Here is a 24,544-nt window from a genome sequence, read left to right on the forward strand (position 1 = left end):
GGATGGGAAGAAATTGCCTCATTCAAATCCGCTTTAATCTGTTAACACTGTCTTAAACGTGACAGTCAGCCTGCAGGTGATTGTGCTCCCGATGGTGAGAAATCAGCTAATACGGCAAGAAGGGCGCAAGCCGGGATGAAGTCTATGGAATACATGCCAGCCGATCTGGACGAGATGATCGCCCGTGAAAAGAAGCTTGTGGCGATTGAATACCAGAACGAAGCCTGGGCAGACGGCATTTCCGAAGGCATTGAGCCGGAAATTCTGGCAGAAGCTGCGTTTACGACGGCCCTGACAGAACTTATGCGTTCGACAGGCGAAGACAGCGCGCTCGAACTTATCGAAAAAATGCGAGAGCAAATTATTGCAGGAACCTTCCTACAGGATCGAATTCTTCAGTAGGTAGAGTTGTTTGCCGTAAATCCCCGCATGTGACTGGGCGGAGTGTCGTATATCCGCTCCCAAACTCTGCGGAACTGTCTTGCTGATGCGAACCCTGCCCGCTCTGCAATATTCTCCATATCGAGAGTTGAATTCAGCAGCATTTCGCGAGCAAGGCTTATTTTCAGCCGATTGGCATAATCTGTGACGCTCATGCCTGCATGTTCATTAAACAGACGTGAAAGATTACGAGGGCTTGCTCCGCTGGCCTCTGCGAGTTTCTCAACGGACCAATGTTCAGCAGGATTTGCAGCCACAGCGTCCTGCGCACGATGGACCACAGGATGCATGTGATTGCGACCTTCAAGCCAAGGCGAAAGCTGCGGATCGCCACCGCTACGCCGCAGATAAACCACAAGATAACGCGCCACTGACAAAGCCAATGCATGCCCTGCCATCTCGGCCAGAATATGCAGCATCAAATCAATGCCAGCAGTAATACCCGCACTGGTCAGCCTGTCGCGATCCTCAACAAACAAACGGTTTTGCAAAACACGCGCCGTGGGTGCGAGCCGGTGCAGCTCATCAATCGCCATATGATGCGTGGTGCAGTCATACCCTTCAAGCAAACCCGCGCGTGCTGCAAGAAGTGCACCAGAGCAGATTGAAACCAACTTGATACCGGGACGGATGATTCGACGCATCCAGCTCACGATTTTTGCTTCAAGGGCTGTATCTTCGTCGCGACTAAGGACAGCGGACCCAAGCGGGATGTCAGCCGAGCCGGATATGATCACAAGCGCATCATCTGGCAGGTAATCGGGTAGAGGCTCAATATTGGCAAGCGTGAGACCGATGGAGCTGAGCGCCGTTTCAAAAGGCCCGATAAACGTCACTTCAAACTGCACCTTGCTTTGCTCCAGATTGGCCTTGCGCAAAACCTCCATCGGCCCCGCTACGTCAAGCAAAAGCGTGCGCGGCGGGACGACGACAAAGACCCGGACAGTTTTGTGGCTGTCGGCTGCTTGGTTCATGCAGTCTTCCGTTCTGCGCTGCCTGCAAGAGCCTGTTCGACAGTTGCTATCCTTGCAAAACGATCCGCAAGTACCAGCGTAGTGCGCGCGCGAATTTCTGCAGCACTCCACACATGACCACTTACGTCAGTCATGGGGAAAGTCAGCGTGGCTTCGGCGACATAATCGACATCGAAGCCAAGGTCGGACGCATGACGTGTGGTGGTCTCGCAGCACTGCTCGGTGCGGATACCTGAAACGATAACGCGTTTGATGTTGTTGGAAATCAGCCAGACATCGAGACCTGACCCCACCAATGCGCTATGGCGACGCTTACGGAAAACGGCATCCGGCTCAATTCTGATCGGTGCAAGCGGTTTCACAAGACCTGATGCCTCCGAAAACGCTCCCTCATTCTCAATATGAAAGATTTGCACGACCGGAATGCCTTTTCGCTTGGCACCGTCAATCAAAGCCTGCTGCCGCTCAATGTAAGCGGCAACTTCTTCTTCTCGATAATAAGGTCGATGCCGAAAGGATTCCTGAACATCGATGACCAGCAAAGCGGTGTCATTGGCGGACATTTTGTGCTCCTTGCAAATTTATACAAGGAGACAATACTCCCGGCAATCCAGGCCGAAAGATTAATTCCGGACAAAGACGGGACAGATCGCGCCAATCAATGAGTTGTTAGCGACGAGGCAAAGCTTCCAAAAACTCGACTGGTTCGCCCTTGCTCGGGTTAATGATTTCCGCTTCCCACATGACCTTGATACCGCGCACGAAAGTACCAACAGGCCAGCCTGTTACAGTCTTGCCATGATAAGGTGTCCAGCCAGCTTTTGAGCCAGCCTGTTCATGCGTGATAGTTTCGCGGCGCTTCATGTCGACGATGGTGAGATCGGCATCATAGCCAACAGCAATACGGCCTTTGCGCGCCATGCCGAAAATGCGGTTCGGGCCGTGGCTCGACAGATCGACAAAGCGTTCCAGCGAAAGCTTACCCGCATTAACGTGATCGAGCATGATCGGCACCAGTGTCTGAACGCCGGTCATGCCAGAAGGCGACGCCGGATAAGGCTTCTGCTTTTCTTCCAGCGTATGCGGCGCATGGTCGGAGCCGAGTACATCAATGATTCCCTGATCAACGCCCTTCCAGATGCCATCGCGATGACGCTTGTCACGCACAGGCGGGTTCATCTGGATAAGATTGCCGAGCGTTGCATATTCATCCGCCGACAATGTGAGGTGATGCGGCGTGGCTTCACAGGTCGCCACATCCTTGTGGCGCTGAAGGAAATCGATTTCTTCCGCAGTCGAAATATGAAGAACGTGAATACGCGCGCCGGTGTCGCGTGCGATACGCACAAGACGTTCTGTGCATTGCAGGGCGGCAATTTCATCTCTCCAGACAGGGTGGCTCGATGGATCGCCTTCAACCCGCAGATTTTCGCGATCCTTCAAACGGAATTCATCTTCCGAATGGAAGGCCGCGCGGCGGCGCGTATTTTTCAGGATCGAGCGAACGCCTTCATCATCCTCAACCAAGAGGTTACCAGTCGAAGATCCCATGAACACCTTGATGCCAGCCGCACCCGGCAGACGTTCGAGCTCGGCAACGTCCTTTGCATTGTCACGTGTTCCGCCGACCCAAAACGCGAAATCGCAATGCATACGATGACGGCCACGCCGAATTTTGTCTTCGAGTGTTTCAGCAGAAGTTGTCAGTGGCTTGGTGTTCGGCATTTCGAAAACCGATGTCACGCCGCCCAGAACCGCAGCAAGCGAACCCGTTTCGAGATCTTCCTTGTGCTCCAGCCCCGGCTCACGGAAATGCACCTGACTGTCGACGACGCCGGGCAGAATATGCAGGCCTGTGCAATCGATGACTTCACCGGCAGAACCTGCTGCAAGCGAACCAATCGCCTCGATGCGTCCATTACGAATACCAATGTCCCGCTGACCTATACCGTCGTGATTGACGATGGTTGCACCTTTCAGGATTGTGTCGAACGTTTGGGCCATTGTTGTCTCCTGCTGGCTGAATGGGACTTGCGAGCCTTTTCAATGCGGCTTACGTAACGATGGTTATAAAGGCAAGGAAGAAGCGATGGCGACGGTAGCGGAAACGATCAATCTTTCCAACAGAGCACTGGTTCATATTGCGGGCGAAGACGCGGAAAAATTTGTGCAGGCCGTTATTACAACCAATCTCGACAAGCTTGGCGCCGATGAGCTGAAACCCGGCGCGTTGTTAGCACCGCAGGGCAAGATCATGTTCGACTTCCTTGTGTCGCGCATTGAAGACGGGCTGCGATTCGACATGCCTGCTGGCATTGCAGCTGATTTTGCCAAGCGGATGACACTCTATCGTCTGCGCGCCAAAGCAGAAATTGTCCAATTGTCAGAATCACTTGTGAGCGTTTTCTGGCAGAACGATTCCGCTTCCTCAGAAAGCGATTCAATTAAGCACGATACCCGGTTCCCTGAAGAGTTGAATGTTATTCGTATTTACGGACAGGCCGGTGAAATCAGCGATGAAAGTGCATGGACAGCTCTTCGTGCCGAATATGGCATTGCCGAAGGTGAAGCCGACTTCGCCTATAATGATGTGTTTCCGCACGACATTAATTTCGATCAGACCGGTGGCGTGACTTTCCCGAAAGGCTGTTTCATCGGGCAGGAAGTCGTCTCGCGCATGCATCACCGCGGCACCCCGCGTCGACGCGTCCTTGTCGCAAAATCCGACATTCCTCTGCCTGCAATGGGCACGTCAATTACCGTCGATGGACGTGATATTGGAACCCTCGGTAGTTCGTCCGGCAAACTTGGTCTGGCACTTGTGCGCATTGACCGGGTAAAGGATGCGCTCGATTCGGGCACGCCAATTCTGGCTGGTGAGGCCGAGATTACGCTCGCCCTCCCCCCGCATGTACGCTTTTCATTTCCAACTGCCGACGCGGACAAAGCCTAATGGCAGCCGCGGACCGGTCATCGGGCAAGAACCGCGCCTGGCAGCGTATGTTGTCAGGCCGCAGACTTGACCTTCTTGATCCCTCACCGCTCGATGTCGAGATTGAAGACATTGCGCATGGTCTTGCGCGTGTCGCCCGCTGGAATGGACAGACCATCGGCGAGCACGCCTATTCCGTTGCCCAGCACTCGTTGCTGGTCGAACAGATTTTCAACCGGCTTGTGCCTGATGCAAGCATCGAGCAGCAGATGCTCACCCTTCTGCACGATGCACCTGAATATGTTATCGGCGACATGATTTCGCCCTTCAAAGCCGTGATGGGCGGGAATTATAAACTGATCGAAGCACGTCTTGAAAGTGCAGTTCATGTTCGGTTTTCGCTGCCAGCTTCAGTTTCCGTGTCTCTCAAAAAACTGATCAAGCGTGCCGATCAGGTTGCAGCTTTTTTTGAGGCAACACGCCTTGCCGGTTTCAGCGAAACGGAAGCGACCAAATATTTTGGCCGTCCGCGCGGCTTCGATCCAGAAGGGCTGGACCTGACACCGCGTCCGACCCAAAGCGTGCAAAATGATTTTTTGGCACGCTTTGCAACATTGGAACAGGCGCGAAAGAAATAAGCCATGACGCATATTGTGGTCAGCCCGCTTTCGAGGCTTGAAGCCCAAATAGCTCTGCATCAGCCTAGTCATATCTTGTCCTTGAGCAGCAGCGATCTTCCGTTGACGCCGGGCCCCGTCACGCGGCTTAGCCTCACTTTCAACGATATCGTTGAGCCGCGCGCAGGGTTGATCATGCCTGACGAAAGTCATGTCCGCCAAATACTGGCCTTTGCAGAGGATTGGGATTGCTCCAAGCCAATGCTCATTCACTGCTATGCGGGTGTATCGCGCTCTACTGCAAGCGCTTACATTATGGCGCTTGCGCTCAATCCAGCCTTGGATGAAGGAGTTCTCGCACAAAAGCTGCGGCAGCTTTCACCATCAGCAACCCCCAATACCCGACTTATCGCGCTTGCAGATCAAATACTGGCAAGAAACGGTCGTATGGTGGATGCGATCAAAACAATCGGACGCGGACGAGATACATTTGAGGGCGAAGTCTTCAGTCTGCCTGTTGCAGATTGATGCTTCGCGACACGGCATTCAGAAAGCCTCCGCGTGCATCTGGAGGCGTTTGCGCACGCGGTTCCCATACATGCCGCAGGAAGAAAAAGCCCGTCATTCTGAATGCATCATTAAGTTCGTCATAGCAGGACGGACGCACTGAAGTGCTGTTGACGAATGCAGGTAACGGCAACATCTTATCGGCCCAGGGAGCACCAGCATCACCACAGACGGCTCGACCTGACTTTGGTGAGACATAAATCAGGTTTTCGCGAACACCTGTTGCAGCGCATTCTTTAAGGTCCAGTCCGAAGCCCAGTTCCTCAAGCATCATCACTTCAAAACGCAACAGCAGTTCACCTGAAGCAAGCGGATCGTCAAAATGTTCAATAATAAGGCGGAGCGTTTCGTATAAGCCCCGATGAGAATCCCGCTCAGGCAACAAACGCAGATGGGCAGCAGCAAGCTGAATACCGTAGAGCGCCACTGGTGTTTCGATAAGCCGCGCCGCCGCAAAGCCAAGCGGCTCAATGGTAAAGCTGCCCATATGCTCATCAAGCCGTGCCCACCATGTCAGATCGACATGGTTACCCGGCTGAAGCAGCGGCTGCATGCGGCGGGAGCGCCCGCCGCGTACCATGCCCATATGACGACCATGTTCTCGAGTCATCACCTCAACAATGGCGCTTGTTTCGCCATGCCGTCTCGTGCCGAGAACTATGCCTTCATCGCGCCATTCCATGGTGATTCAGATATGCCTTAAGTCGGGAAATCCAGACCCATTTCACGATAACGTTCAGGGTCATTACCCCAGTTTTCGCGAACCTTAACAAACAGGAAAAGGTGCGCGTTCTGTTCAAGAATTTCACTGATCTCTTTGCGTGCGGCCTGGCCGATAGCCTTAATAGTTTCGCCCTTATGGCCAAGAACAATCTTCTTCTGGCTTTCGCGCTCGACGAAGATGACTTGTTCGATACGCACCGACCCGTCCTTGCGCTCTTCCCAGCGCTCGGTCTCGACTGTCGAAGAGTAAGGGAGTTCTTCGTGAAGGCGGAGATAAAGCTTTTCGCGGGTGATTTCCGCTGCTAGCTGGCGCATGGGCATGTCGGAAATCTGATCTTCCGGATAATACCAAGGGCCATTGGGAACGGTTTCCGCCAAGAACTTTGCGAGATCCTTGCAGCCCGAACCGTTGAGCGCAGAGATCATAAAAGTCTGATCGAAGGTGACAAGCTCATTGGCTTTCTTTGCCAGATCCAGCAGAACCGGCGGATCAACGCGATCAACCTTATTAAGCACCAGAACCTTCTTCTGGCGCACGTTTTTCATGCTTTCCAGAAGCGCTTCGGCATTCTCGTTGAGGCCGCCCTGCGCATCCAGAAGAACGAGGATGATGTCGGCATCCTTCGCGCCGCCCCACGCGGTCGTGACCATCGCGCGATCCAATCGGCGCTTTGGACGGAAGATACCAGGCGTATCAACGAGCACAATCTGCGCCTGATCGTGAATGAAAATACCACGAACCAACGCGCGTGTGGTCTGCACCTTATGTGTGACGATTGAAACCTTGGTGCCTACCAACTGGTTGACCAGCGTGGACTTGCCAGCATTTGGTGCTCCAATCAGCGCCACAAAGCCAGAACGTGTCTGCCCGGTTTCAGTTTCGCCGGAAGTCGGCGTCGTCGAATTATTCATTGCTTATCCTTTTAAGTGCATTCCCATCTACAATAAATGGAAAACACTCCAATTTTGTTTTGCGCAATTCCCAACGCGGTCCCGTCCCCACTTTCGCTGGAATTGCTCGATTTCAAGTTGATGGCAGAGGCTGGTTTTTCGCCCAAACCCAGCCAGCCAATCCGACAAGCCCACCATTGTCGCCGTTAATCCGATTATAGCCGAATTTTGCTTAAAAGAATGCAGATTTACATATTAGCCGGACGTATCACGTTTCCAGACAGATTCCCTATAAAGCATCGCTTCTGCAGCGCTTTGCTCGGCAATTCGCTTTGATCTACCTTCACCCGTTTCGGGCGCAAATCCCTCCACTTTCACTTCAACGGTGAAAAGCGGGTCGTGATCTGGTCCACTGCGGCTCAAAATGCTGTAAGATGGATGGACGTTACCCTGCTGATGCGCCCATTCCTGCAACTCCGTCTTCGCATCGCGCCGAGCGGCACCAGTTTCAAGCGAGCGTTTCTGCCAATAGCGTTTGATAAAGCTGCGTGCAGCCTCCAACCCACCGTCGAGATACATCGTGGCAATCAACGCTTCCACAACATCAGCCCGTACATTGAGCAATCGTTTGTCATTGAGCGATTTAATATCGGAGCCCGTATGAATAAGTTCTGCTAACTTGATTTCATCAGCGATTGCCGCACATGTCTCTGCATTGACCAGTGCATTGAGGCGCACAGACAATTCCCCTTCGGGCGCGTCGGGAAATGCTTCGAAAAGCATTTCCGCAACCACTAGTCCCAGCACGCGATCACCGAGAAACTCGAGCCGCTCATAGTTGGCACGCGATGGTGCCTGAACACTTGAATGGGTGAGCGCACGCTCAAGCCGTTTCAGGTTGCGAAAACGGTGTCCTGTACGCTCTTCGAGAATTAATGCTGCTTTGTCTGCGGAAGCCATCTCAGTTTCCGGTTACGGCAGTATGCGGCTCACCACTCACCCAGGTGAAAAGACGGCTAAAGCGGACATCAGATGGCCATTTCCAGATTTCAAGCGGACTTGCCTTATCGGCAATCGAGAAGAAAATGATGTTGGCACGACCGACCAGATTTTCATAAGGCACATAGCCAACGCCGAAACGACTATCGAGGGAGTTATCTCGGTTATCACCCATCATGAAGTAATGACCGGCAGGAACTTCGAATACACGTGTATCATCACCGATGGAATTTGGCGCAAGATCAAGTGTATCGTACGTCACGCCATTTGGCAGCGTTTCGCGATAGACTTCAACTGGACGATTAACTTCCGTCACATCGGGATTATCAATCGTTCCAATACGTTCGCGCTTGACCGCGACGTCATTGATATAAAGCACACCGCCGCGCACCTGAACCCGATCACCCGGAAGACCGATCACACGTTTGATATAATCGACATTGGTGTCACTTGGCAGTTTGAAGACAACAACGTCTCCGCGTTTGGGTTCTGCACCCCAGATACGACCGTTAAACAAATCGAGGCCAAAAGGCAGCGAATACCGCGAATAGCCATAGGCATATTTCGATACAAACAGATAATCGCCTTCAAGAAGCGTTGGGCGCATGGAGCCTGACGGAATGCTAAATGGTTGGAAAAGCAGGCTACGGATAATTAGCGCCAAGAGCAGCGCTTGTACGATAACACTGATGGTTTCGCCAATGCCACCCGATTTTTTTGATTCACTTTTGCTTGACACGCTCATTGTATCTCCGCTTGCCGATGTGCGATCTAATAACGGCTAAGATTGCACGACGCAATCCAGTCACCTCTAAGTCGCACGATTATGAGCAGGAGTTTACCTGTCACAATAGCAATTGTTTTGCTGTATGCCGCTATTACGCAACATGTATTCGACGACATTTAGATTTGACTTTATCAAATCGGACTCTCATGTTCTTTCTCGCATTTTGTCCGAAACACATTTCCCACTTCCGGGGATACGTCTTATTCAGTTTCTGGCAGAGCTTCGATAATCACGAAGGCCTGGGCGAGAGGAAAATCATCGGTAATTGTCAGATGTATGGCAGCGCGCTTGCCTTTCGGCAACATGCGCTTCAATTGCTCGGCAGCACCGCCCGTTAATTTCATGGTTGGCTTGCCAGAAGGCGTATTCACCACGCCCATGTCACGCCAGAAAACACCATTTGAAAGGCCCGTACCAAGTGCTTTTGAGCAGGCCTCTTTTGCCGCAAACCGCTTTGCATATGATGCTGCACGTTGCTTGCGGCCTTCCGATTTGGCTTGCTCGACCTCTGTAAAAACACGCTGAATAAAACGTTCACCATGTTTTTCGAGAGTTTTCTCAATGCGGCGAATGTCAATCAGATCACTGCCTATGCCTATAATCATATCCTGTGAGGCTCCTGCACGCGGTTTCTGCCGTGTTTTTCTGCCAACCGCTCAAGCCTGCGGCGACGAAATGCAGTCACTGCAAATCGCGTCACGAAATATGCAATCACAGCAAACACACCACCCATGATCGTTGAACCGAGTAACATCGGCTTGAGAAGAGGTGTCCAGACTTCGTTGAATTTCAGTGTCTGCAATGCATGTCCGAGATGTAAAGGGGGCGCAGCTTCAAGATCACCGCTGATAATCAGGCGACCTAATTCATAGGTACTTCCCCATATAAATGGTAGGGTCAGAGGATTGGCAAACGTTGTACCGAGCGCAGCAGCAGCAATATTACCGGCCAGAAAATAGGCCAGCACGATCGCTATAATCAGATGAAAACCAAAAAACGGCGTAAAAGCTGAGAAGACACCCACGGCAAGTCCGGCCGCAACAGCATGCGGCGATGCAGTAATGCGTAAGACCCGCTTGCCACCATATTTAAACGAGCGTGCAAATGAACGGCGCGGCCAGACAAGCGTTCTGATACGCTCTGTACGGGTTGGGGGATTTCGGCGTTGAAACAACATGGCTTCTCATACTGCTCTCGATGCATCGAGACAATTGTTATTATTCAATCGTCCCGGAAGAGAGTTTATCACGATCTTCAGGAGACGCCGCATGCATACGCGGTAAATAGAACTTAGGAGATACTCCCAGCATACGGCGAAACATTGTCGTAAATGCAGACACGCTGTCATAACCGAGATCAAGCGCAATACTCGTAACGGCTTCTCCTTCCGCCAACCGCGGAACGGCTGCAAAAAGGCACGCCTGTTGGCGCCATACAGAAAGACTGACACCTGTCTGTCGTTGAAAATGACGTGTGAAGGAACGCCTGCTCATCGCCATTCTGTCTGCCCAGTCGTCTATTGTCGCACGTGCTGAGGGCACTTTCACAAACTGACGGCAAAGATTTTGCAACCTAACGTCCGCCGGAAAAGGCAGGCCCAGGGGCCTTTGGGGCAATTTGTGTAAATCTCTGAGAATGAGTTCAATCACCAGCGCATCTCTGCTTCCCTGCTCGGGAATACTATCAACCGAGGTTGCATCAATGATGAGACAGCGCATCAGATCCGTCAGACCAACCACATGCAGGTGATCCGGCACGCCTGAAATAGCATCAACCGCGATATAAATTGAGCGCATCAGGACATCGCCAATAATTTCTACGGAATGCTTTATCCCCGCAGGAATCCACATGGCATGGTCGGACGGTATCATCCACCGACCGGCATCGGTGGTGACAAGAACGACACCTTGCGAGGCACACAGCAGCTGTGCGCGGCTATGGCTATGTTGCGGTACGAAATAGCCATCCGGGTATTTGGTCGGAAGGGCAATGACCGGTCCATCAAGGTTTTCCAGCATCAGAATGCGTTGCTCGTGGAACTTTTGCAGATCCTCGTTTCCCACCAACAAGGAGTGCGTTCTTGATTTTTGCTTCATATGCTTTGGCCCACTCTCGAAGGTAATGGACCAAATCACGAAAGCAGGCGCGAAACAATATGATTATGAATTGGTCAGCTTAGAAATATTCGAAAAGATACGAATTGGTTTTCAGAACCAACCTCACCAGTATGCGGGAATTTCCCGTTCCAGATTACACTTGGAGTAGGACTATGAGCACGAGTGCTGCCGAGCAGCCAATAAGCAGTAGCGCAAACAATACTGTTCTCGCCATTATTCTGGCCACAAGCATGGGCCACTTCCTCAACGATATGATGCAATCGTTGCTACCAGCGATCTATCCAATGTTGAAGGATAATTATAGCCTGTCCTTCTGGCAGATTGGATTGCTCACATTTACCTTCCAGGTGACTGCTTCGATCCTGCAGCCTATCGTTGGAATTTATACTGATCGTCGTTCGATGCCCTACTCATTGCCATTCGGCATGGGATGCACATTGATCGGCCTGATCCTGCTGGCGACAGCGCATCATTATCCAATATTGTTGCTGGGAGCAGCTTTCATTGGCTTTGGTTCTTCAGTGTTTCACCCGGAGGCCGCACGTGTAGCCCGCCTTGCTTCCGGTGGCCGCCACGGCTTTGCCCAGTCCATGTTTCAGGTTGGCGGTAATTTCGGGTCAGCTGTTGGGCCGCTGCTCGCAGCCTTCATTGTCCTTCCCTTTGGCCAGTCCAGTGTATCTTGGTTCTCGATTGCTGCGCTGGTCGGCATGGCACTGCTTTGGTATGTCGGCAGCTGGTACAACCAGCATCATCTGGCTAACAAAAACAAACCTAAAGCTGACAAAACCCTGCCGCTGCCGCGCAAGACAGTTATTATCTCGATATCCGTTCTCGCGATGCTGATTTTCACCAAGTATGTCTACATGGCGAGCCTAACCAGCTACTACACCTTCTATACGATCAGCCATTTTGGCGTGACCGTGCAAGCATCGCAGTTATTGCTGTTTGTGTTTCTTGGTGCTGTGGCAGCTGGAACAATTGTCGGCGGCCCAATCGGCGATAAAATCGGTACACGCACCGTTATTTGGGTTTCGATCCTCGGCATTGTCCCCTTCACTCTGGCATTACCTTATGCCAACCTCGAAGTCACAGCCGTTCTCACTGTTATTATCGGCTTTGTACTTGCATCCGCCTTCCCTGCAATCATTGTGTTTGCACAAGAATTGTTGCCCGGACGCGTAGGCATGGTATCAGGATTGTTTTTCGGTCTGGCATTTGGTGTCGCGGGTATCGCAGCCGCACTCCTGGGGATTGTTGCAGATCGCACAAGCATCGAGTTCGTATATAAAATCTGCTCGTATCTCCCGCTGCTCGGCCTGTTAACAATCTTCCTGCCGAAAATGCAAAAGACAAAATAAAAAAAGTGGAGCACCGCTCATCCCCCAACGAACGGTGCTCCTAAGCCACTGACCTTTTGACGGCCCGGTGCAGCGGCAGCTCTGAAATAGAGAAAATCAGCTCTATTTCTTTTTTCTCGCGCATATTGCGATTTTTATTCGCTATATGCATGAATCCTTAGTCAGACGGCAAAGCTGAAGCCGTGCATACTTTCCCTGCGAAACTCATCAAATGTTGCGGCCACCAAACGGATCAGCGGCTTTCCATCTTCCGTTGCGGTAATCACACCGTTCTGCACTTCAACCAAGCCATCGGCCACCAGTGGTCGTAGCAAAGCCAATTCATCAGAGAATTCAACACCTGGCGCCGCCGTATTAAGATCGACGCGGAAATTACACATGAGTGCCGTGATAATTCCGGCGCGCTGGCGATCACTGTCACGCATTGTGTAACCGCGTACCGTAGCGAAGTCCCCTGCCCCAACACGTTTACAATATTGCCCCACATCAGAAATATTCTGAGTATACCCCGCAGGATATTGCGAAATAGAAGACGGTCCCAAACCAATCAGCGTGTTACAGCGGTCCGTCGTGTAGCCTTGGAAGTTCCGATGCAATGTGCCATTTTCAGCAGCGATCGCCAGCGCGTCATCCGGCAATGCGAAGTGATCAATGCCAACAGGCTGATAACCATATTGAATAAAGCTCTCGGCCACTGCGCTTGCCTGCGCAAAGCGCTCATCCGCATCCGGCAGGATACTCTCATCGATCAGTCGCTGATTAGCACGACGTTGCGGCAAGTGTGCATAGCCGAAGCAAGCGATTCGATCCGGCTTCATCTCTGCGACCCGATCGCAGGTCTCACGTAGACTAGCCACGCTCTGAAGCGGCAGACCGTAAATCAGATCGAAATTCAGCCCGTTGATACCTACCTCGCGCAAGAGTGCTGCTGCTGTGGCAACAGTTTCAATAGGCTGCACACGACCGATGGCCTTCTGCACATCCGCGTTAATGTCCTGTACGCCAAGACTCGCGCGGTTTACCCCCATTAATGACAACGTGTTTGCCAGAGCTGGATTAACCGTACGAGGATCAAGCTCAATCGCGTGCTCCATATCCGGGTGGAAATCAAACACCAGCGCAAGAGCCGACATAATACGGTTGAACTGCGTTGCCTGCAGGATCGAAGGAGTGCCCCCACCCCAATGTAAATGCACAACTTGCGGACGAGCCGTCAAACTTGCACCTACTGTCTCGATTTCACTCATAAGAGCGATAACGAAATTCTCAATAACATCGTCGCGGATGGCCATTTTGGAATGACAGCCACAATAGTGGCAAATCTCTTTGCAGTATGGCACATGGATATAAAGCGAAACTGCTTCTTCCGGGCCAATCTGACGCAACCAACGCTTTGTATTATCAGCAGTGACAGCCGTAAAATCGGCCGCAGTCGGAAATGAGGTATAACGGGGAACGGCCAGTGCCGCATAACGCCTTATCGTGTCTTCATGCATGATGACTGGTCTCCCCGCTCCTGACGATCTGGCGAGAGCTTCTCACCTTTACGCACACTGGACGAAGACGGGCATTCCGCTGGACAAGCAGACATGATGCGGCAAGGAAGCCCACATGCATGACAGCCGATACTGTAATTGCCAGCCACAATGACACCTGCTCACCTCGTTATCATCGGGCAGCTTTTAATTAAGCTACCTCAACTTCTACGATCAGATGTAAATGGCATCAGGCCAACATTCATTGATTTAAATCAACGGAACTAAACAAACAAATCGGATCAAATATTTTCCGGATCCATACCTGCAACAGACGCCAATGAACGGCGCGAAAGTATTTCTACCGTATTTGCATCGAGCAACTGAATGAGGCCCTGCGTTTTAAGCTTGGTAAAGCTGCGGCTTACAGTTTCAATCGTGAGGCCGAGATAATCCGCAATATCGGTACGGTTCATCAGCAAATGCACCAGATTGGCCTTACCGCCACGTTTCTCTGTTCTCGCTGCCAAAACAAGCAGGAAGCTTGCAAGCTTCTCTACCGGCGCGAGGCGGCCCAAAACAAGCTGATTGTCACGGGCCGTACGCAATGCTTCCCGTGTCATCTGATAGAGACGCTCTTTCAATTTTGGGAATTTTTCCATCAGGTCGTCCATTTCCCGGGTGGAAAATGCACAAAGAACGGATGGAGTAACAGCTTCAGCAGATTGCGAATAAACATCGTCATCCGCCAGGCCAAGATAATCTCCGGGTACTAGAAATCCGGCAATCTGGCGACGACCGTCCGGCAAAGACGTGTAAATACGGAGCATACCCGACGTTAAGCTAAAGACACGACGTTTCTGATCGCCTTCTTCAACCAGCATCTCGTTGGCATCCAGTTTTTTGGATGTCATGATGGCTTCAAGCGCACCCAGATCGCGGTCATCCAACGCTGAGCAAACGGCCATGCGACGCACATCGCAGTCAACGCAAACGCCACACGGAGCCCTGAACGGGGACTTTGGATCAAAAACGAGAGGGGCGACAGCCACAACAGCTTCCTAAAAAGGGGGATGAGCATTCATATGCTCTTCCCCCTTAATTAAGGGGGACAAACAAATACCGCAAAGCGCAATTTCGACGCAGGGGGAAAAAGAACATCAATGCAAAGAAAAATTGATGAAGAAGACCCTTTAATTATTCCGGCTGCCGGGCTTAACTGCGGGGATTGCGGCCAATTCCTCTGGTAGATTGTCAGGCGAATATGCTGGAACTTCATATTCCGCGAGTGCAATAAGTTTCGTGCCGACATCAGCCTTACCTGCTGAACGATCAACGATACAGGCAGCAGCGACCACTTCGATGCCGATATCTTTCATGCAGTCGATAGTTTCGCGAATCGACAAGCCAGTTGTGACAATGTCCTCAACAATTACGACGCGTGAACCTTTTGGCACATCAAAGCGGCGAAGACGAAACACACCATTCTCACGCTCGACCCACACAGAAGGCACGCCGAGATGTCTTGAAGTCTCGTATGATGGAATGAGGCCGCCAATCGCCGGACCGACGACATAGTCGATTTTGCCCAGATCAGCGGCTTCGATCTTCTCTGCCAGTGCCTTGCAGAGTTTTTCAGTTTTATCAGCGTGCATGAAAACACGCGCCTTCTGCAAGAAGATCGGGCTGCGCAGGCCAGAAGTCAGAATAAAATGGCCTTCAAGGATCGCTCCCGCTTCGCGGAAGACCGTAAGGACGTCTTCGGTTTTCATATTGCCTTATCCGTTCACGCGCGTTGCGCCACTGACGCTTGCGCTTTCCTTCAACTGAGAAATAATACGATTGAGGTGTTTAAGGTCCCACACTTCAACGTCAATAATCATCTCGGTAAAATCTGGTGCGGTACGCACCATTGAGAGATTATGAATATTGGCATCATTGGCAGCGACGATCTGCGCGATTTCAGCCAGCGAACCCGGTGAATTAATCGCGGAGACACTGACGCGCGCAGGGAAACGCTCATGCATACCCTCGTCAATATCCCAGCGTACGTCGATCCAGCGCTCAGGCTGATCATCATAAGCAGTGAGCGCTGGCGACTGAATCGGATAGATCGTGATTCCGGCACCTGGCTGCATGATACCGACGATACGATCACCCGGCACCGCACCTTCCGGTGCAAAACGAACCGGAAGATCAGAATTCGTACCGCGGATCGGGACAGCCTTGCGCTTAGGCTTGTCGTCCGCCACTGACTCCTCTTCCGCAGCTTCAGAACCTTCAGGCACCTTGAAGATCATCCCGGTGGCGTTCTGAATGTTGAACCAGCCCTTCTCACCAGTCTTAGCCGGGCTGTTCTGCGAGGTGACACGTGTATCCTGATAATCAGGATAAACCGCCTTAACAACGTCCGTAGATGGCAGTTCTCCCCGTCCCACCGCTGCGAGAACATCTTCCACCTCCTTGCGCGCCAGACGTGGCAAGCTCGGCTTTAGAATGTCCTTACTAAACTGTTTGCCGGCACGCTCGAAAGCACGCTCCAGAATGCGCATTCCGAGCCCGGAATATTGTTTGCGCACTGCTGAGCGTGTCGCACGACGGATCGCGGCACGTGCCTTACCGGTCGCAACGAGTGATTCCCAAGCCGCAGGCGGTACCTGTGCCTTGGAACGGATAATATCGACCTCATCACCGTTTTTAAGTTCTGTCATCAATGGCATGATGCGGCCATTGACCTTCGCACCAACACAGCTGTCACCGATGTCGGTATGCACTGCATAGGCGAAATCAATGGGTGTCGCACCACGTGGTAAAGCGATAAGCCTGCCCTTGGGTGTGAAACAAAACACCTGATCCTGAAACAGTTCAAGCTTGGTATGCTCGAGAAACTCTTCTGGATTATCGCCCTCGGAAAGTTGCTCGATTGTCTGGCGCAACCAAGCATAAGCATTCGTTTCAGTGGATATCTGATGTGGATTGCTCGCACTTCCGCGATCTTTATAAATCGAATGGGCCGCGACGCCGAATTCAGCGATCTCGTCCATCACGCGCGTGCGGATTTGCAGCTCAATACGCTGACGCGACGGGCCAATGATTGTCGTATGCAGCGAACGATAATCGTTCTGCTTTGGCGTCGATATATAGTCCTTGAATCGTCCTGGAACCATAGACCAAGTGGTATGAATCAGACCCAAGGCACGATAACAATCCTGTGTGGACTCAACCATAACACGGAAGCCAAAAATATCGGAAAGCTGCTCAAAAGACAGTCCCTTGGTTTCCATCTTACGAAAAACCGACCATGGTTTCTTCTGACGGCTTTTCACTGTCGCCTTAATACCGTTCTTCTGAAAGATTTCAGACAGATCTTCTTCAATTTTCTGCAGAAGCCCACGGTTCTTTTCCAGAAGTTCAGCAAGCCTGTCAGTTACAGCACGCCATGCATCCGGGTTGATGTAACGGAATGCAAGTTCTTCGAGTTCTTCGCGGGTGTCCTGCATACCCATGCGGCCAGCGAGCGGCGCATAAATATCCATCGTTTCTTCGGCGATACGCAGCCGCTTGTCTTCACGCATCACGCCAAGTGTGCGCATGTTATGCAAACGATCCGCGAGTTTCACGAGAAGGACACGTACGTCTTCTGAGATCGCGAGCAGCAACTTACGCAAGTTCTCGGCCTGAACAGCCTTCTTTGAAACAAGATCAAGCTTTTTGAGCTTGGTCAGTCCGTCAACAAGCTTACCAATTTCAGGCCCGAAAAGCTGGTCTATTTCCTGACGAGTTGCGGTCGTATCTTCAATAGTGTCATGCAGAAGAGCAATCGCAATGGTTGCTTCATCCAAATGCATGTCCGTGAGAATTGCGGCAACTTCAAGCGGATGAGAAAAATATGGATCACCAGATGCACGTTTCTGACTGCCATGCTTCTGCATAGCATAGACATACGCCTTGTTAAGAAGCGCCTCATTCACGTCAGGCTTGTAACGCTGCACACGCTCTACAAGCTCATATTGGCGCATCATTTACAGCAACTCCTCACATCGCACACATCAACAGCTATCATTCTGACAAGAATTCGCTAAAAAATAGAATATTTTGCGGCTTTCTAAACCCGCTTTCTGGAAATAAGCTTAATTTGGCGATCAATTGGCCTTACAAAGAGTGGAACTGTTGTTCAAAAAGCTCACACTCCCGCCATTCGAGCACATAAAAACATGCGCTGCAGCCTTATCAAGCTACAGCGCATGAAAATAGTATATTGAGAAAAGGCGATTAAAAGTCGTCGTTCTTCTCAGGAGCGACAAGACCTTCGATACCAGCGAGAAGTTCTTCTTCAGACATACGGTCGAACGTGACGATATCGTCTTCACCAGCCTCGGCAATACCTTCTGCCAATGCATCCGATGCATCCGCCAGCAGAGCAGGTGCAGCAGCTTCCGGCTCATCAACTTCAACATGCTTCTGAAGCGAATGGATCAGATCTTCCTTAAGATCATCCGGCGAAAGCGTTTCGTCAGCGATTTCGCGCAGAGCAACAACAGGGTTTTTGTCATTATCACGATCAATCGTGATCTGGGCTCCCTGGGAAATCTGACGCGCACGGTGACCAGCCAGAAGAACCAATTCAAAGCGGTTCTCGACCTTATCTACGCAGTCCTCAACGGTGACGCGGGCCATGGGCGGTCCCTTTCATCTCTTAAAACTATAACGGAATTTTTCTCCGACATAACGCCTGTGCATCGAAATTACAAGCAAAAGCGAACGGGAGCAACTTTTGCCCTCACAACTCATAATTTAAAAGCGTTTCGACCATATCTGTCTGACAAATACCTTCCATGGACCAAATCGGAACAATAAAATTGACAACGTTATCCATCCCAACAGAAAAACATTTCTTGAAAGCAATTAGGTTTTACTAAAAAACAACCCTAGGTTGCTTGTTTTTCTAGAATAACTCCTTAGAACGCAATAAACGTCATTGGTAATAAAAAATGCCCCCCGTCGTTTAAAAAAATAAATCTAAATTAAGCGGTCGCGGGCCCACTCCTTACCGGCCGTAGAGTGGATATATTACACGATGTTCGATTCTCGTGAAAAGATTGCGCTTTTTATTGATGGCGCTAATTTATATGCAGCCTCAAAAACCCTTGGTTTCGACATTGATTACCGCAAACTTTTGAAGGCATTTCAAAAGCGTGGATATTTGCTGCGCGCATATTATTACACTGCTTTGGTTGAAGATCAGGAATATTCATCCATTCGCCCGCTTATCGACTGGCTTGACTATAATGGCTACAAAGTCGTTACAAAGGCAGCAAAGGAATTCACTGATTCCGCCGGTCGTCGCAAAGTAAAAGGCAACATGGATATCGAGTTAACTGTCGATGCCATGCAGCTCACAGACACTGTTGATCACTTTGTCATCTTCTCGGGCGATGGAGATTTCCGTTCGCTTGCTGAAGCTCTTCAGCGTAAGGGACGCAAGGTTTCGGTCGTATCCACACTCACAACGCAGCCAGCAATGATTTCTGATGAGCTGCGACGTCAGGCTGATCATTTCATCGATCTCGTTTCACTGAAATCTGAAATTGGTCGCGACCCATCGGAGCGCCCTCAGCAGGCCCAGCGCCGTTCAGATGACGACCTTGATGACGATTATTGATTGAAATCAGATTATTTAAACTAAAAAGAGCGCTTTAAGCGCTCTTTTTTATTAAAGCCTAACCACGATCACGAAGCAAACGTGATTTTTCGCGATTCCAGTCACGCTGCTTTTCAGTTTCACGTTTGTCGTGATTCTTTTTACCGCGCGCTACACCGATTTCCAATTTCGCACGACCCCGATCATTGAAGTAGAGCTTCAATGGAACGACTGTCATTCCTTCACGCGAAACAGACTGGAAAATCCGAGCCATCTCACGCTTGCTGATCAATAGCTTTCGCAACCGGCGCGGCTCGTGATTAAAGCGATTACCTTGCGTATATTCCGGAATATAGGAATTAATTAGCCAAAATTCCCCATTCTCAAAGCTTGCATAGCTTTCAGCGATATTGGCCTGATTAGCACGCAAAGACTTAACTTCCGTTCCCGTGAGAACCAGTCCAGTCTCAAGCGTATCGGTTATCTCGAAATTATAGCGCGCTTTACGGTTCTCAGCGACCATTTTGCGTGCAGGAGAATTTTTCGGCTTGTTCATAACGGAACCATATAATGCTCATTGCCTGAAATGAAAACGCTCTCGCTTGCGCGAGAGCGTAAAAATCAACTAACCAGGCAAATTTATCAGTCTCAATTCACAAGGCCTGCGTGTTTCATAGCCTGAACGATCTTTTCGGCAGTGGCTGCTTCGATTGTTACCATTGGCGAACGCAATACATTTTCTACGCGCCCCAGTAGAGACAAAGCATATTTAGGGCCGGACGGATTAGGCTCGATGAACAAAGCCTTATGCAATGGCATCAAACGATCCTGCAACTCCAATGCCTTCGTATAGTCGCCAGCCTGACAAGCATTCTGGAACTCAGCACAAAGCCGAGGAGCAATGTTCGAAGTTACCGAAATACAGCCAACACCGCCATGAGCATTAAAGCCGAGAGCCGTTGCATCTTCACCTGAAAGTTGAATGAACTCTTTTCCGCACGTTGCGCGTTGTTCAGAAACGCGCTCAATCTTACCGGTCGCATCCTTCACACCAATGATATTCTTGTGATCACGTACCAGTGCCCCCATGGTTTCCGGCGTCATATCAACAATCGAACGACCCGGAATATTGTAGATCACAAGCGGGATCGAGATTGAGCGGGCAACCCGTGAAAAATGCTCATAAAGCCCGCGCTGGCTCGGTTTGTTATAGTAAGGTGTCACGACCAAAACGGCATCCGCCCCTGCCTTTTCGGCGTGCTGTGCAAGCTCGATGGCTTCGACCGTGTTGTTGGAACCAGCACCTGCAATGACAGGGACACGACCCGCAGCTACTTCAATGCAAACCTCGATAACGCGCTTGTGCTCGTCATGGGAAAGGGTTGGCGTTTCGCCCGTGGTACCAACCGGGACAAGGCCTTTGGTACCTTCTTCGATCTGCCAGTTCACGAAGTCACGAAAGGCTTTCTCGTCGAACGCTCCTTCATTATCGAATGGCGTGACAAGTGCAGTGATCGAGCCTTTCAGCATCTGTGAACTCCTGAAAATAGAGACAATTCTTACAGGACACCCTGACAGAAAACAAACCAGAGTAACCGTAAGGCGATGCACCATAGTCTCGGAGTTGAAATCCGGCAAGCGGGGGAACCAACCGAATCTTCTTTCAAATAACAGTTTTAAGAAAAAAATCACGAATTCATCTTGCGTGGCTTTCGTGATGTAACCGCGCCTCAATACGAATAAAGATAAATGCGTAGCGCGTTATCGAAATGAAAACATAACTCTTTATTAACCATTGCTTCACGCATGTGCATCATACTTTGGAACATACGAGCCAGTCGACAGATCAGGCTTATAAAAGCCTGATTTGAAAAATAATTTGCTGGCAATCCTGCGGGTTATTATCCTTGGATCCTGTGTAAGAAGAATACAGACATGTCTTTAAAGCAAAGATTATTTTCGGGCGGATTAATTATTACTGCTTCGTTTATTACGGGGCAGACGGGTGCGTCCTATGCTCAGTCAACTTTGCCGAATGATGTGCCGACTCCGCTTGCGCGTCCATTCGCCCCTGCAGCAAAGCATGAATCCCCAATCAATCTGGTCACACCTAAAGCACGGCCTGCCGCCCCGGATCCCCTTATCACCTCATCATTTAGCCGTGTTGAAAATCCGGCCGCGATCAGTGGCACACTAAAAAGTGGTCTGGATGCGCTGTATTCCCGCGATGTTGTCGGTGCAATCGCCTATCGCAACGGCATGACGAAAGGTTCGCTCGACCGCCAGATTTTGACATGGGCGATCGCAACCTCGGGCTTGGACGGCGTTTCAAGTGCAGAGATTGCTGCAGCGACCTTGGAGCTGCCGGGCTGGCCTGGCATGAGTGCGCTGCGCCGCAATTCAGAGCGCGCGCTTTCTAGAGAAAATGCTACTGCTTCAACCGTCATTGCTACTTTTGGAAATACGAAACCACAAACAACGGACGGTATGATGGCGCTTGCCCGCGCCTATGTAGAGACAGGCAACAAGGTTAAAGCGCATCAGCTTCTGGCGCCATGGTGGGCCAAAGAGCGTCTTTCTGCCGAAGATGAGGGAAAGGTTCTTAAGGAGTTTTCAAACATCCTGACCCGGGAAGATCACCAGCGTCGTCTTTTGCGTTCTCTTTATAATGACCGTTTACAATCTGCAAAATTGTTGTCAGGTCCGGCGCAGGCACAGTCTCTTTATAAGGCCTTTGCCGCACTGGCAGCGAAATCGCCGAATACGGCAAAATCTATCGCTGATGTAGATCGGTCATGGCATTCCAATGCGATCTACACATTCCTGCAGATACGCTATCTTCGCCGTGCAGAGCGCTTTGATGAAGCCACTGCTCTCATGTTAAAGGCACCCAAAGATGCTGCGTCTTTGGGTGATCCCGATGCCTGGTGGGTCGAGCGGCGCATTCTGTCGCGCGAACTCTTGGATATAAATAAACCGCAACTCGCCTACAAGCTTGTGACGGCTCATGCGGCAGAATCCCCAACAATGGCCGCAGAAGCAGAGTTTCATGCAGGTTGGTATGCATTGCGCGCACTCAAGCAGCCAAAGCTTGCAGCACCTCACTTTGCAAAGATTGCAGAGATTTCCTCACGACCAGTTTCTGCGTCCCGCGCCTATTACTGGCTGGGACGAGCGGCTGACGCCGGTAGCGGTGGTGATGCAGTAAACTATTATCGCCGTTCAGCACATTTCGGAACGACCTTTTATGGTCAGCTATCTGCTGCCCGCCTTCAAGAAAAAGCACCTGAACTCGCATACCCCAAACCCTCCGACGCAGAGCGCGTACGCTTTTCGGGTCGGCCTGCCGTGCATGCCATCAGACGTCTTGAACAAATCGGCTATGGGAACCGTGCTACGACACTTTACACACAGCTTTCGCAAGAGTTGAACAGTGTTGGTGAACTCGCACTTCTTGCTGTGATGGCAGAGAAGAATGAGAATCATTATCTTGCTCTCCGCGTCGGCAAGAATGCCGCATTCCGTGGGCTTGACGTCGGTGCGCTATCGCATCCCATTGGGGCTATTCCCGCGCATGCCAATATCAGCGGTTCCGGCAAGGCGCTTGCATATGCAATTGCGCGTCAAGAAAGCGAATTCAATATCGGGGCTGTTTCCAAAGCTGGTGCACGCGGGTTGCTACAACTGATGCCCACAACCGCAAAAAGTGTTGCCACGCGGAATGGAATGCCGTTCTCCGAGCAAAAGCTAACCAATGACGCCGCCTATAATGCGACACTTGGGGCACATTTCCTTGGCGAGCAACTCGACCGTTTCAACGGATCTTATGTGCTGACCTTTGCCGGTTACAATGCTGGTCCGCGCCGTGCATCGGATTGGGTGGAGAAATATGGCGATCCACGTGGCAAATCTATCGAGGACGTTGTCGACTGGATCGAACGTATCCCCTATTCAGAAACAAGAAATTACGTCCAGCGTGTCATGGAAAACTACGAAGTTTATAAGGCCCGCCTCACAGGTAGTGCAGATATTCGATCCGACCTCATCTATGGCAGACGATAAGTCTGGGTCCCTAAGCAGGTGTTCAAATCTTCGCAGAATGCTTTAGTCCGGTTTCTTTTTTGAGCGTGCAGAAGCTTTGGTTTTTGCTGTCGCCTTTTTCGGCTTTGTACGGCGTTTGGGCACTGCTTTGGATGCAGCCTCGCTCAGTTTAAGCGCCTGAACTACCCACTCTTCTCGAGTTACGCGGCCTGCAAAGCCAATATTACGCTCAATCCAGCCAGCTTCCTCAACGTTCCATTGTGCAATCTGCGAATAATGAAAAACACCCAGCGCCTGAAGCTTCCCTTCAATCGCCTTACCAATACCGTTGATTGCGGTGAGATCGTCCTGCTTACCGCGCAAAGGTGCCTCTAATAATTGAGGCCGATCAGCTTCAACTTCGACAATAGCTACTTCATCAATTGCGATTTCTTCAACCGAATTTGACTCAGCTGGAAGTTCTGCGTTCACATCCTCAGGCAAATTAGCCTGCTCGACTTGCTCTTCTCTGGCCTCCACTGGCTTGGCTTTTGTTTCAACAAGCAGTTCGGTCTTAGCCGGCGCCACGGTCTCAGGCTTCTCGTCAATTGCAGGCATTGAAAGTGCTGCCGTGACGAGCGTGTCTTCTCTGACTTTGTCAGTCGCTCTTTTGCCTTTTGCAAGACGCCCCAAAATGCAGCCAATTACAAAAGCAACGGCAACCAGAATCGCCAGTTGTATGATTAAAATCGGCATTAAGGTTTCCTCTTACTCTACGCATCTTCCCGTAGCATGAGCCATAACCGCTCATAAAACACCATGAAATCGAACTGCGATGGCTTATTTCGAAGCGGTTAACCACCCGACTGCCAGACCAATCACGCCTGCCAAAAGCAGCACTGGCCAAAACATTTCCGCTAGATAAAGCATTTAAAATCCGCCTGCCAAACGATGCGAAGCACCTTGTGAATATTAACAGGAAAGGCACCCAAGCCACCGCTG

General features: G+C 50.9%; 25 protein-coding genes. 7 read left to right on the plus strand and 18 right to left on the minus strand.

Going from position 1 to position 24,544, the window contains the following annotated elements:
- Positions 1-144 precede the first annotated feature (144 nt).
- The gene (locus tag H5024_RS09155) at positions 145-402 is read left to right on the plus strand and encodes a hypothetical protein (RefSeq protein ID WP_187545642.1); all 258 of its coding nucleotides are present in this window, start codon (positions 145-147) and stop codon (positions 400-402) included.
- Here the strand turns inward: H5024_RS09155 and H5024_RS09160 are convergent.
- The 3 genes from H5024_RS09160 to H5024_RS09170 all read right to left on the minus strand — a co-directional run bounded on the left by H5024_RS09160 (position 396) and on the right by H5024_RS09170 (position 3,419).
- Positions 396-1,415: a helix-turn-helix domain-containing protein gene (locus H5024_RS09160; RefSeq protein WP_187545645.1), complete on the minus strand. Its 1,020-nt coding sequence runs from the start codon at positions 1,413-1,415 to the stop codon at positions 396-398. The genes H5024_RS09155 and H5024_RS09160 overlap by 7 nt on opposite strands.
- Positions 1,412-1,978 carry an isochorismatase family protein gene (locus H5024_RS09165; protein WP_187545647.1) on the minus strand — a complete coding sequence of 189 codons (567 nt, stop codon included), beginning with the start codon at positions 1,976-1,978 and terminating at the stop codon, positions 1,412-1,414. The genes H5024_RS09160 and H5024_RS09165 overlap by 4 nt, the downstream gene beginning before the upstream one ends.
- A 106-nt stretch (positions 1,979-2,084) precedes the next feature.
- Complete coding sequence (locus tag H5024_RS09170) at positions 2,085-3,419, minus strand: dihydroorotase (protein WP_187545650.1); 1,335 nt, start codon at positions 3,417-3,419, stop codon at positions 2,085-2,087.
- Positions 3,420-3,504: 85 nt separating this feature from the next.
- Here H5024_RS09170 and H5024_RS09175 point away from each other — a divergent pair, with 85 nt between their 5' ends.
- The 3 genes from H5024_RS09175 to H5024_RS09185 are packed head-to-tail and all read left to right on the plus strand — an operon-like array spanning position 3,505 to position 5,492.
- Positions 3,505-4,368, plus strand: a complete 864-nt coding sequence (locus H5024_RS09175; RefSeq protein WP_187545652.1) for a folate-binding protein YgfZ — start codon at positions 3,505-3,507, stop codon at positions 4,366-4,368.
- The gene (locus tag H5024_RS09180; RefSeq protein WP_187545655.1) at positions 4,368-4,985 is read left to right on the plus strand and encodes an HD family hydrolase; all 618 of its coding nucleotides are present in this window, start codon (positions 4,368-4,370) and stop codon (positions 4,983-4,985) included. Before H5024_RS09175 ends, H5024_RS09180 begins: the two co-directional genes overlap by 1 nt.
- A 3-nt stretch (positions 4,986-4,988) precedes the next feature.
- Positions 4,989-5,492, plus strand: coding sequence for a tyrosine protein phosphatase (locus tag H5024_RS09185; protein WP_187545657.1), 504 nt, complete (start codon positions 4,989-4,991; stop codon positions 5,490-5,492).
- Here the strand turns inward: H5024_RS09185 and recO are convergent.
- The 7 genes from recO to H5024_RS09220 all read right to left on the minus strand — a co-directional run bounded on the left by recO (position 5,470) and on the right by H5024_RS09220 (position 10,997).
- Complete coding sequence (gene recO, locus H5024_RS09190; protein WP_187545660.1) at positions 5,470-6,213, minus strand: DNA repair protein RecO; 744 nt, start codon at positions 6,211-6,213, stop codon at positions 5,470-5,472. The two genes, H5024_RS09185 and recO, sit on opposite strands and share 23 nt — an antisense overlap.
- A 17-nt stretch (positions 6,214-6,230) precedes the next feature.
- Entirely contained in the window at positions 6,231-7,166 is a 936-nt protein-coding gene (era, locus tag H5024_RS09195; protein WP_187545662.1) for a GTPase Era, read from the minus strand.
- Between the two features lie 234 nt (positions 7,167-7,400).
- Entirely contained in the window at positions 7,401-8,105 is a 705-nt protein-coding gene (rnc, locus tag H5024_RS09200; protein ID WP_187545665.1) for a ribonuclease III, read from the minus strand.
- A 1-nt stretch (position 8,106) separates the two neighbouring features.
- Positions 8,107-8,889 carry a signal peptidase I gene (lepB, locus tag H5024_RS09205; protein WP_187545668.1) on the minus strand — a complete coding sequence of 261 codons (783 nt, stop codon included), beginning with the start codon at positions 8,887-8,889 and terminating at the stop codon, positions 8,107-8,109.
- 242 nt (positions 8,890-9,131) lie between these two features.
- Positions 9,132-9,536 carry a holo-ACP synthase gene (gene acpS / locus H5024_RS09210; RefSeq protein WP_187545670.1) on the minus strand — a complete coding sequence of 135 codons (405 nt, stop codon included), beginning with the start codon at positions 9,534-9,536 and terminating at the stop codon, positions 9,132-9,134.
- Positions 9,533-10,108, minus strand: coding sequence for a DUF2062 domain-containing protein (locus H5024_RS09215; RefSeq protein WP_187545672.1), 576 nt, complete (start codon positions 10,106-10,108; stop codon positions 9,533-9,535). Before H5024_RS09215 ends, acpS begins: the two co-directional genes overlap by 4 nt.
- A gap of 40 nt (positions 10,109-10,148) precedes the next feature.
- Positions 10,149-10,997 carry a helix-turn-helix transcriptional regulator gene (locus H5024_RS09220; protein WP_187546735.1) on the minus strand — a complete coding sequence of 283 codons (849 nt, stop codon included), beginning with the start codon at positions 10,995-10,997 and terminating at the stop codon, positions 10,149-10,151.
- Between the two features lie 203 nt (positions 10,998-11,200).
- On the opposite strand from H5024_RS09220, the gene H5024_RS09225 reads away from it, so the two are divergent.
- Positions 11,201-12,406 (plus strand): MFS transporter, encoded by a 1,206-nt coding sequence (locus H5024_RS09225; protein WP_187545675.1) that lies wholly within the window; start codon positions 11,201-11,203, stop codon positions 12,404-12,406.
- A gap of 161 nt (positions 12,407-12,567) precedes the next feature.
- Here the strand turns inward: H5024_RS09225 and hemN are convergent, their stop codons facing one another.
- The 5 genes from hemN to rpoZ form a co-directional block, all read right to left on the minus strand.
- Positions 12,568-13,902 carry an oxygen-independent coproporphyrinogen III oxidase gene (gene hemN / locus H5024_RS09230; RefSeq protein WP_187545678.1) on the minus strand — a complete coding sequence of 445 codons (1,335 nt, stop codon included), beginning with the start codon at positions 13,900-13,902 and terminating at the stop codon, positions 12,568-12,570.
- Positions 13,903-14,183: 281 nt separating this feature from the next.
- Positions 14,184-14,849: a cyclic nucleotide-binding domain-containing protein gene (locus tag H5024_RS09235; RefSeq protein WP_210309672.1), complete on the minus strand. Its 666-nt coding sequence runs from the start codon at positions 14,847-14,849 to the stop codon at positions 14,184-14,186.
- Between the two features lie 225 nt (positions 14,850-15,074).
- Positions 15,075-15,653 (minus strand): orotate phosphoribosyltransferase, encoded by a 579-nt coding sequence (gene pyrE, locus H5024_RS09240; RefSeq protein ID WP_187545682.1) that lies wholly within the window; start codon positions 15,651-15,653, stop codon positions 15,075-15,077.
- Positions 15,654-15,659: 6 nt separating this feature from the next.
- Complete coding sequence (locus H5024_RS09245; protein WP_187545685.1) at positions 15,660-17,903, minus strand: bifunctional (p)ppGpp synthetase/guanosine-3',5'-bis(diphosphate) 3'-pyrophosphohydrolase; 2,244 nt, start codon at positions 17,901-17,903, stop codon at positions 15,660-15,662.
- A gap of 250 nt (positions 17,904-18,153) precedes the next feature.
- Positions 18,154-18,558 carry a DNA-directed RNA polymerase subunit omega gene (gene rpoZ, locus H5024_RS09250; protein WP_187545687.1) on the minus strand — a complete coding sequence of 135 codons (405 nt, stop codon included), beginning with the start codon at positions 18,556-18,558 and terminating at the stop codon, positions 18,154-18,156.
- A 400-nt stretch (positions 18,559-18,958) separates the two neighbouring features.
- Here rpoZ and H5024_RS09255 point away from each other — a divergent pair, with 400 nt between their 5' ends.
- On the plus strand, positions 18,959-19,543 hold the full coding sequence (locus tag H5024_RS09255) for an NYN domain-containing protein (RefSeq protein WP_187545691.1): 585 nt from the start codon (positions 18,959-18,961) through the stop codon (positions 19,541-19,543).
- A gap of 58 nt (positions 19,544-19,601) precedes the next feature.
- On the opposite strand, the gene smpB is transcribed toward H5024_RS09255, so the two are convergent.
- Together smpB and dapA are read right to left on the minus strand one after the other, a co-directional pair.
- Entirely contained in the window at positions 19,602-20,078 is a 477-nt protein-coding gene (gene smpB / locus H5024_RS09260) for an SsrA-binding protein SmpB (RefSeq protein ID WP_187545692.1), read from the minus strand.
- A gap of 92 nt (positions 20,079-20,170) precedes the next feature.
- On the minus strand, positions 20,171-21,052 hold the full coding sequence (dapA, locus tag H5024_RS09265; protein WP_187545693.1) for a 4-hydroxy-tetrahydrodipicolinate synthase: 882 nt from the start codon (positions 21,050-21,052) through the stop codon (positions 20,171-20,173).
- 405 nt (positions 21,053-21,457) lie between these two features.
- Between dapA and H5024_RS09270 the strand changes: the two genes are divergently transcribed.
- Positions 21,458-23,584: a lytic transglycosylase domain-containing protein gene (locus H5024_RS09270; protein ID WP_187545694.1), complete on the plus strand. Its 2,127-nt coding sequence runs from the start codon at positions 21,458-21,460 to the stop codon at positions 23,582-23,584.
- 42 nt (positions 23,585-23,626) lie between these two features.
- On the opposite strand, the gene H5024_RS09275 is transcribed toward H5024_RS09270, so the two are convergent.
- Positions 23,627-24,298, minus strand: coding sequence for an endonuclease (locus H5024_RS09275; protein WP_187545695.1), 672 nt, complete (start codon positions 24,296-24,298; stop codon positions 23,627-23,629).
- Positions 24,299-24,544 lie beyond the last annotated feature (246 nt).

The sequence above is a fragment of the Ochrobactrum sp. Marseille-Q0166 genome, from assembly GCF_014397025.1.
Taxonomy (GTDB): Bacteria; Pseudomonadota; Alphaproteobacteria; order Rhizobiales; family Rhizobiaceae; genus Brucella.

Excerpts from the sequence above, each read along its gene's own strand:
- H5024_RS09155 (WP_187545642.1), top strand. The coding sequence starts at position 145 with ATGGAATACATGCCAGCCGATCTGGACGAGATGATCGCCCGTGAAAAG.
- H5024_RS09160 (WP_187545645.1), bottom strand. The coding sequence starts at position 1,415 with ATGAACCAAGCAGCCGACAGCCACAAAACTGTCCGGGTCTTTGTCGTC.
- H5024_RS09165 (WP_187545647.1), bottom strand. The coding sequence starts at position 1,978 with ATGTCCGCCAATGACACCGCTTTGCTGGTCATCGATGTTCAGGAATCC.
- H5024_RS09170 (WP_187545650.1), bottom strand. The coding sequence starts at position 3,419 with ATGGCCCAAACGTTCGACACAATCCTGAAAGGTGCAACCATCGTCAAT.
- H5024_RS09175 (WP_187545652.1), top strand. The coding sequence starts at position 3,505 with ATGGCGACGGTAGCGGAAACGATCAATCTTTCCAACAGAGCACTGGTT.
- H5024_RS09180 (WP_187545655.1), top strand. The coding sequence starts at position 4,368 with ATGGCAGCCGCGGACCGGTCATCGGGCAAGAACCGCGCCTGGCAGCGT.
- H5024_RS09185 (WP_187545657.1), top strand. The coding sequence starts at position 4,989 with ATGACGCATATTGTGGTCAGCCCGCTTTCGAGGCTTGAAGCCCAAATA.
- recO (WP_187545660.1), bottom strand. The coding sequence starts at position 6,213 with ATGGAATGGCGCGATGAAGGCATAGTTCTCGGCACGAGACGGCATGGC.
- era (WP_187545662.1), bottom strand. The coding sequence starts at position 7,166 with ATGAATAATTCGACGACGCCGACTTCCGGCGAAACTGAAACCGGGCAG.
- rnc (WP_187545665.1), bottom strand. The coding sequence starts at position 8,105 with ATGGCTTCCGCAGACAAAGCAGCATTAATTCTCGAAGAGCGTACAGGA.
- lepB (WP_187545668.1), bottom strand. The coding sequence starts at position 8,889 with ATGAGCGTGTCAAGCAAAAGTGAATCAAAAAAATCGGGTGGCATTGGC.
- acpS (WP_187545670.1), bottom strand. The coding sequence starts at position 9,536 with ATGATTATAGGCATAGGCAGTGATCTGATTGACATTCGCCGCATTGAG.
- H5024_RS09215 (WP_187545672.1), bottom strand. The coding sequence starts at position 10,108 with ATGTTGTTTCAACGCCGAAATCCCCCAACCCGTACAGAGCGTATCAGA.
- H5024_RS09225 (WP_187545675.1), top strand. The coding sequence starts at position 11,201 with ATGAGCACGAGTGCTGCCGAGCAGCCAATAAGCAGTAGCGCAAACAAT.
- hemN (WP_187545678.1), bottom strand. The coding sequence starts at position 13,902 with ATGCATGAAGACACGATAAGGCGTTATGCGGCACTGGCCGTTCCCCGT.
- H5024_RS09235 (WP_210309672.1), bottom strand. The coding sequence starts at position 14,849 with ATGGCCGTTTGCTCAGCGTTGGATGACCGCGATCTGGGTGCGCTTGAA.
- pyrE (WP_187545682.1), bottom strand. The coding sequence starts at position 15,653 with ATGAAAACCGAAGACGTCCTTACGGTCTTCCGCGAAGCGGGAGCGATC.
- H5024_RS09245 (WP_187545685.1), bottom strand. The coding sequence starts at position 17,903 with ATGATGCGCCAATATGAGCTTGTAGAGCGTGTGCAGCGTTACAAGCCT.
- rpoZ (WP_187545687.1), bottom strand. The coding sequence starts at position 18,558 with ATGGCCCGCGTCACCGTTGAGGACTGCGTAGATAAGGTCGAGAACCGC.
- H5024_RS09255 (WP_187545691.1), top strand. The coding sequence starts at position 18,959 with ATGTTCGATTCTCGTGAAAAGATTGCGCTTTTTATTGATGGCGCTAAT.
- smpB (WP_187545692.1), bottom strand. The coding sequence starts at position 20,078 with ATGAACAAGCCGAAAAATTCTCCTGCACGCAAAATGGTCGCTGAGAAC.
- dapA (WP_187545693.1), bottom strand. The coding sequence starts at position 21,052 with ATGCTGAAAGGCTCGATCACTGCACTTGTCACGCCATTCGATAATGAA.
- H5024_RS09270 (WP_187545694.1), top strand. The coding sequence starts at position 21,458 with ATGTCTTTAAAGCAAAGATTATTTTCGGGCGGATTAATTATTACTGCT.
- H5024_RS09275 (WP_187545695.1), bottom strand. The coding sequence starts at position 24,298 with ATGCCGATTTTAATCATACAACTGGCGATTCTGGTTGCCGTTGCTTTT.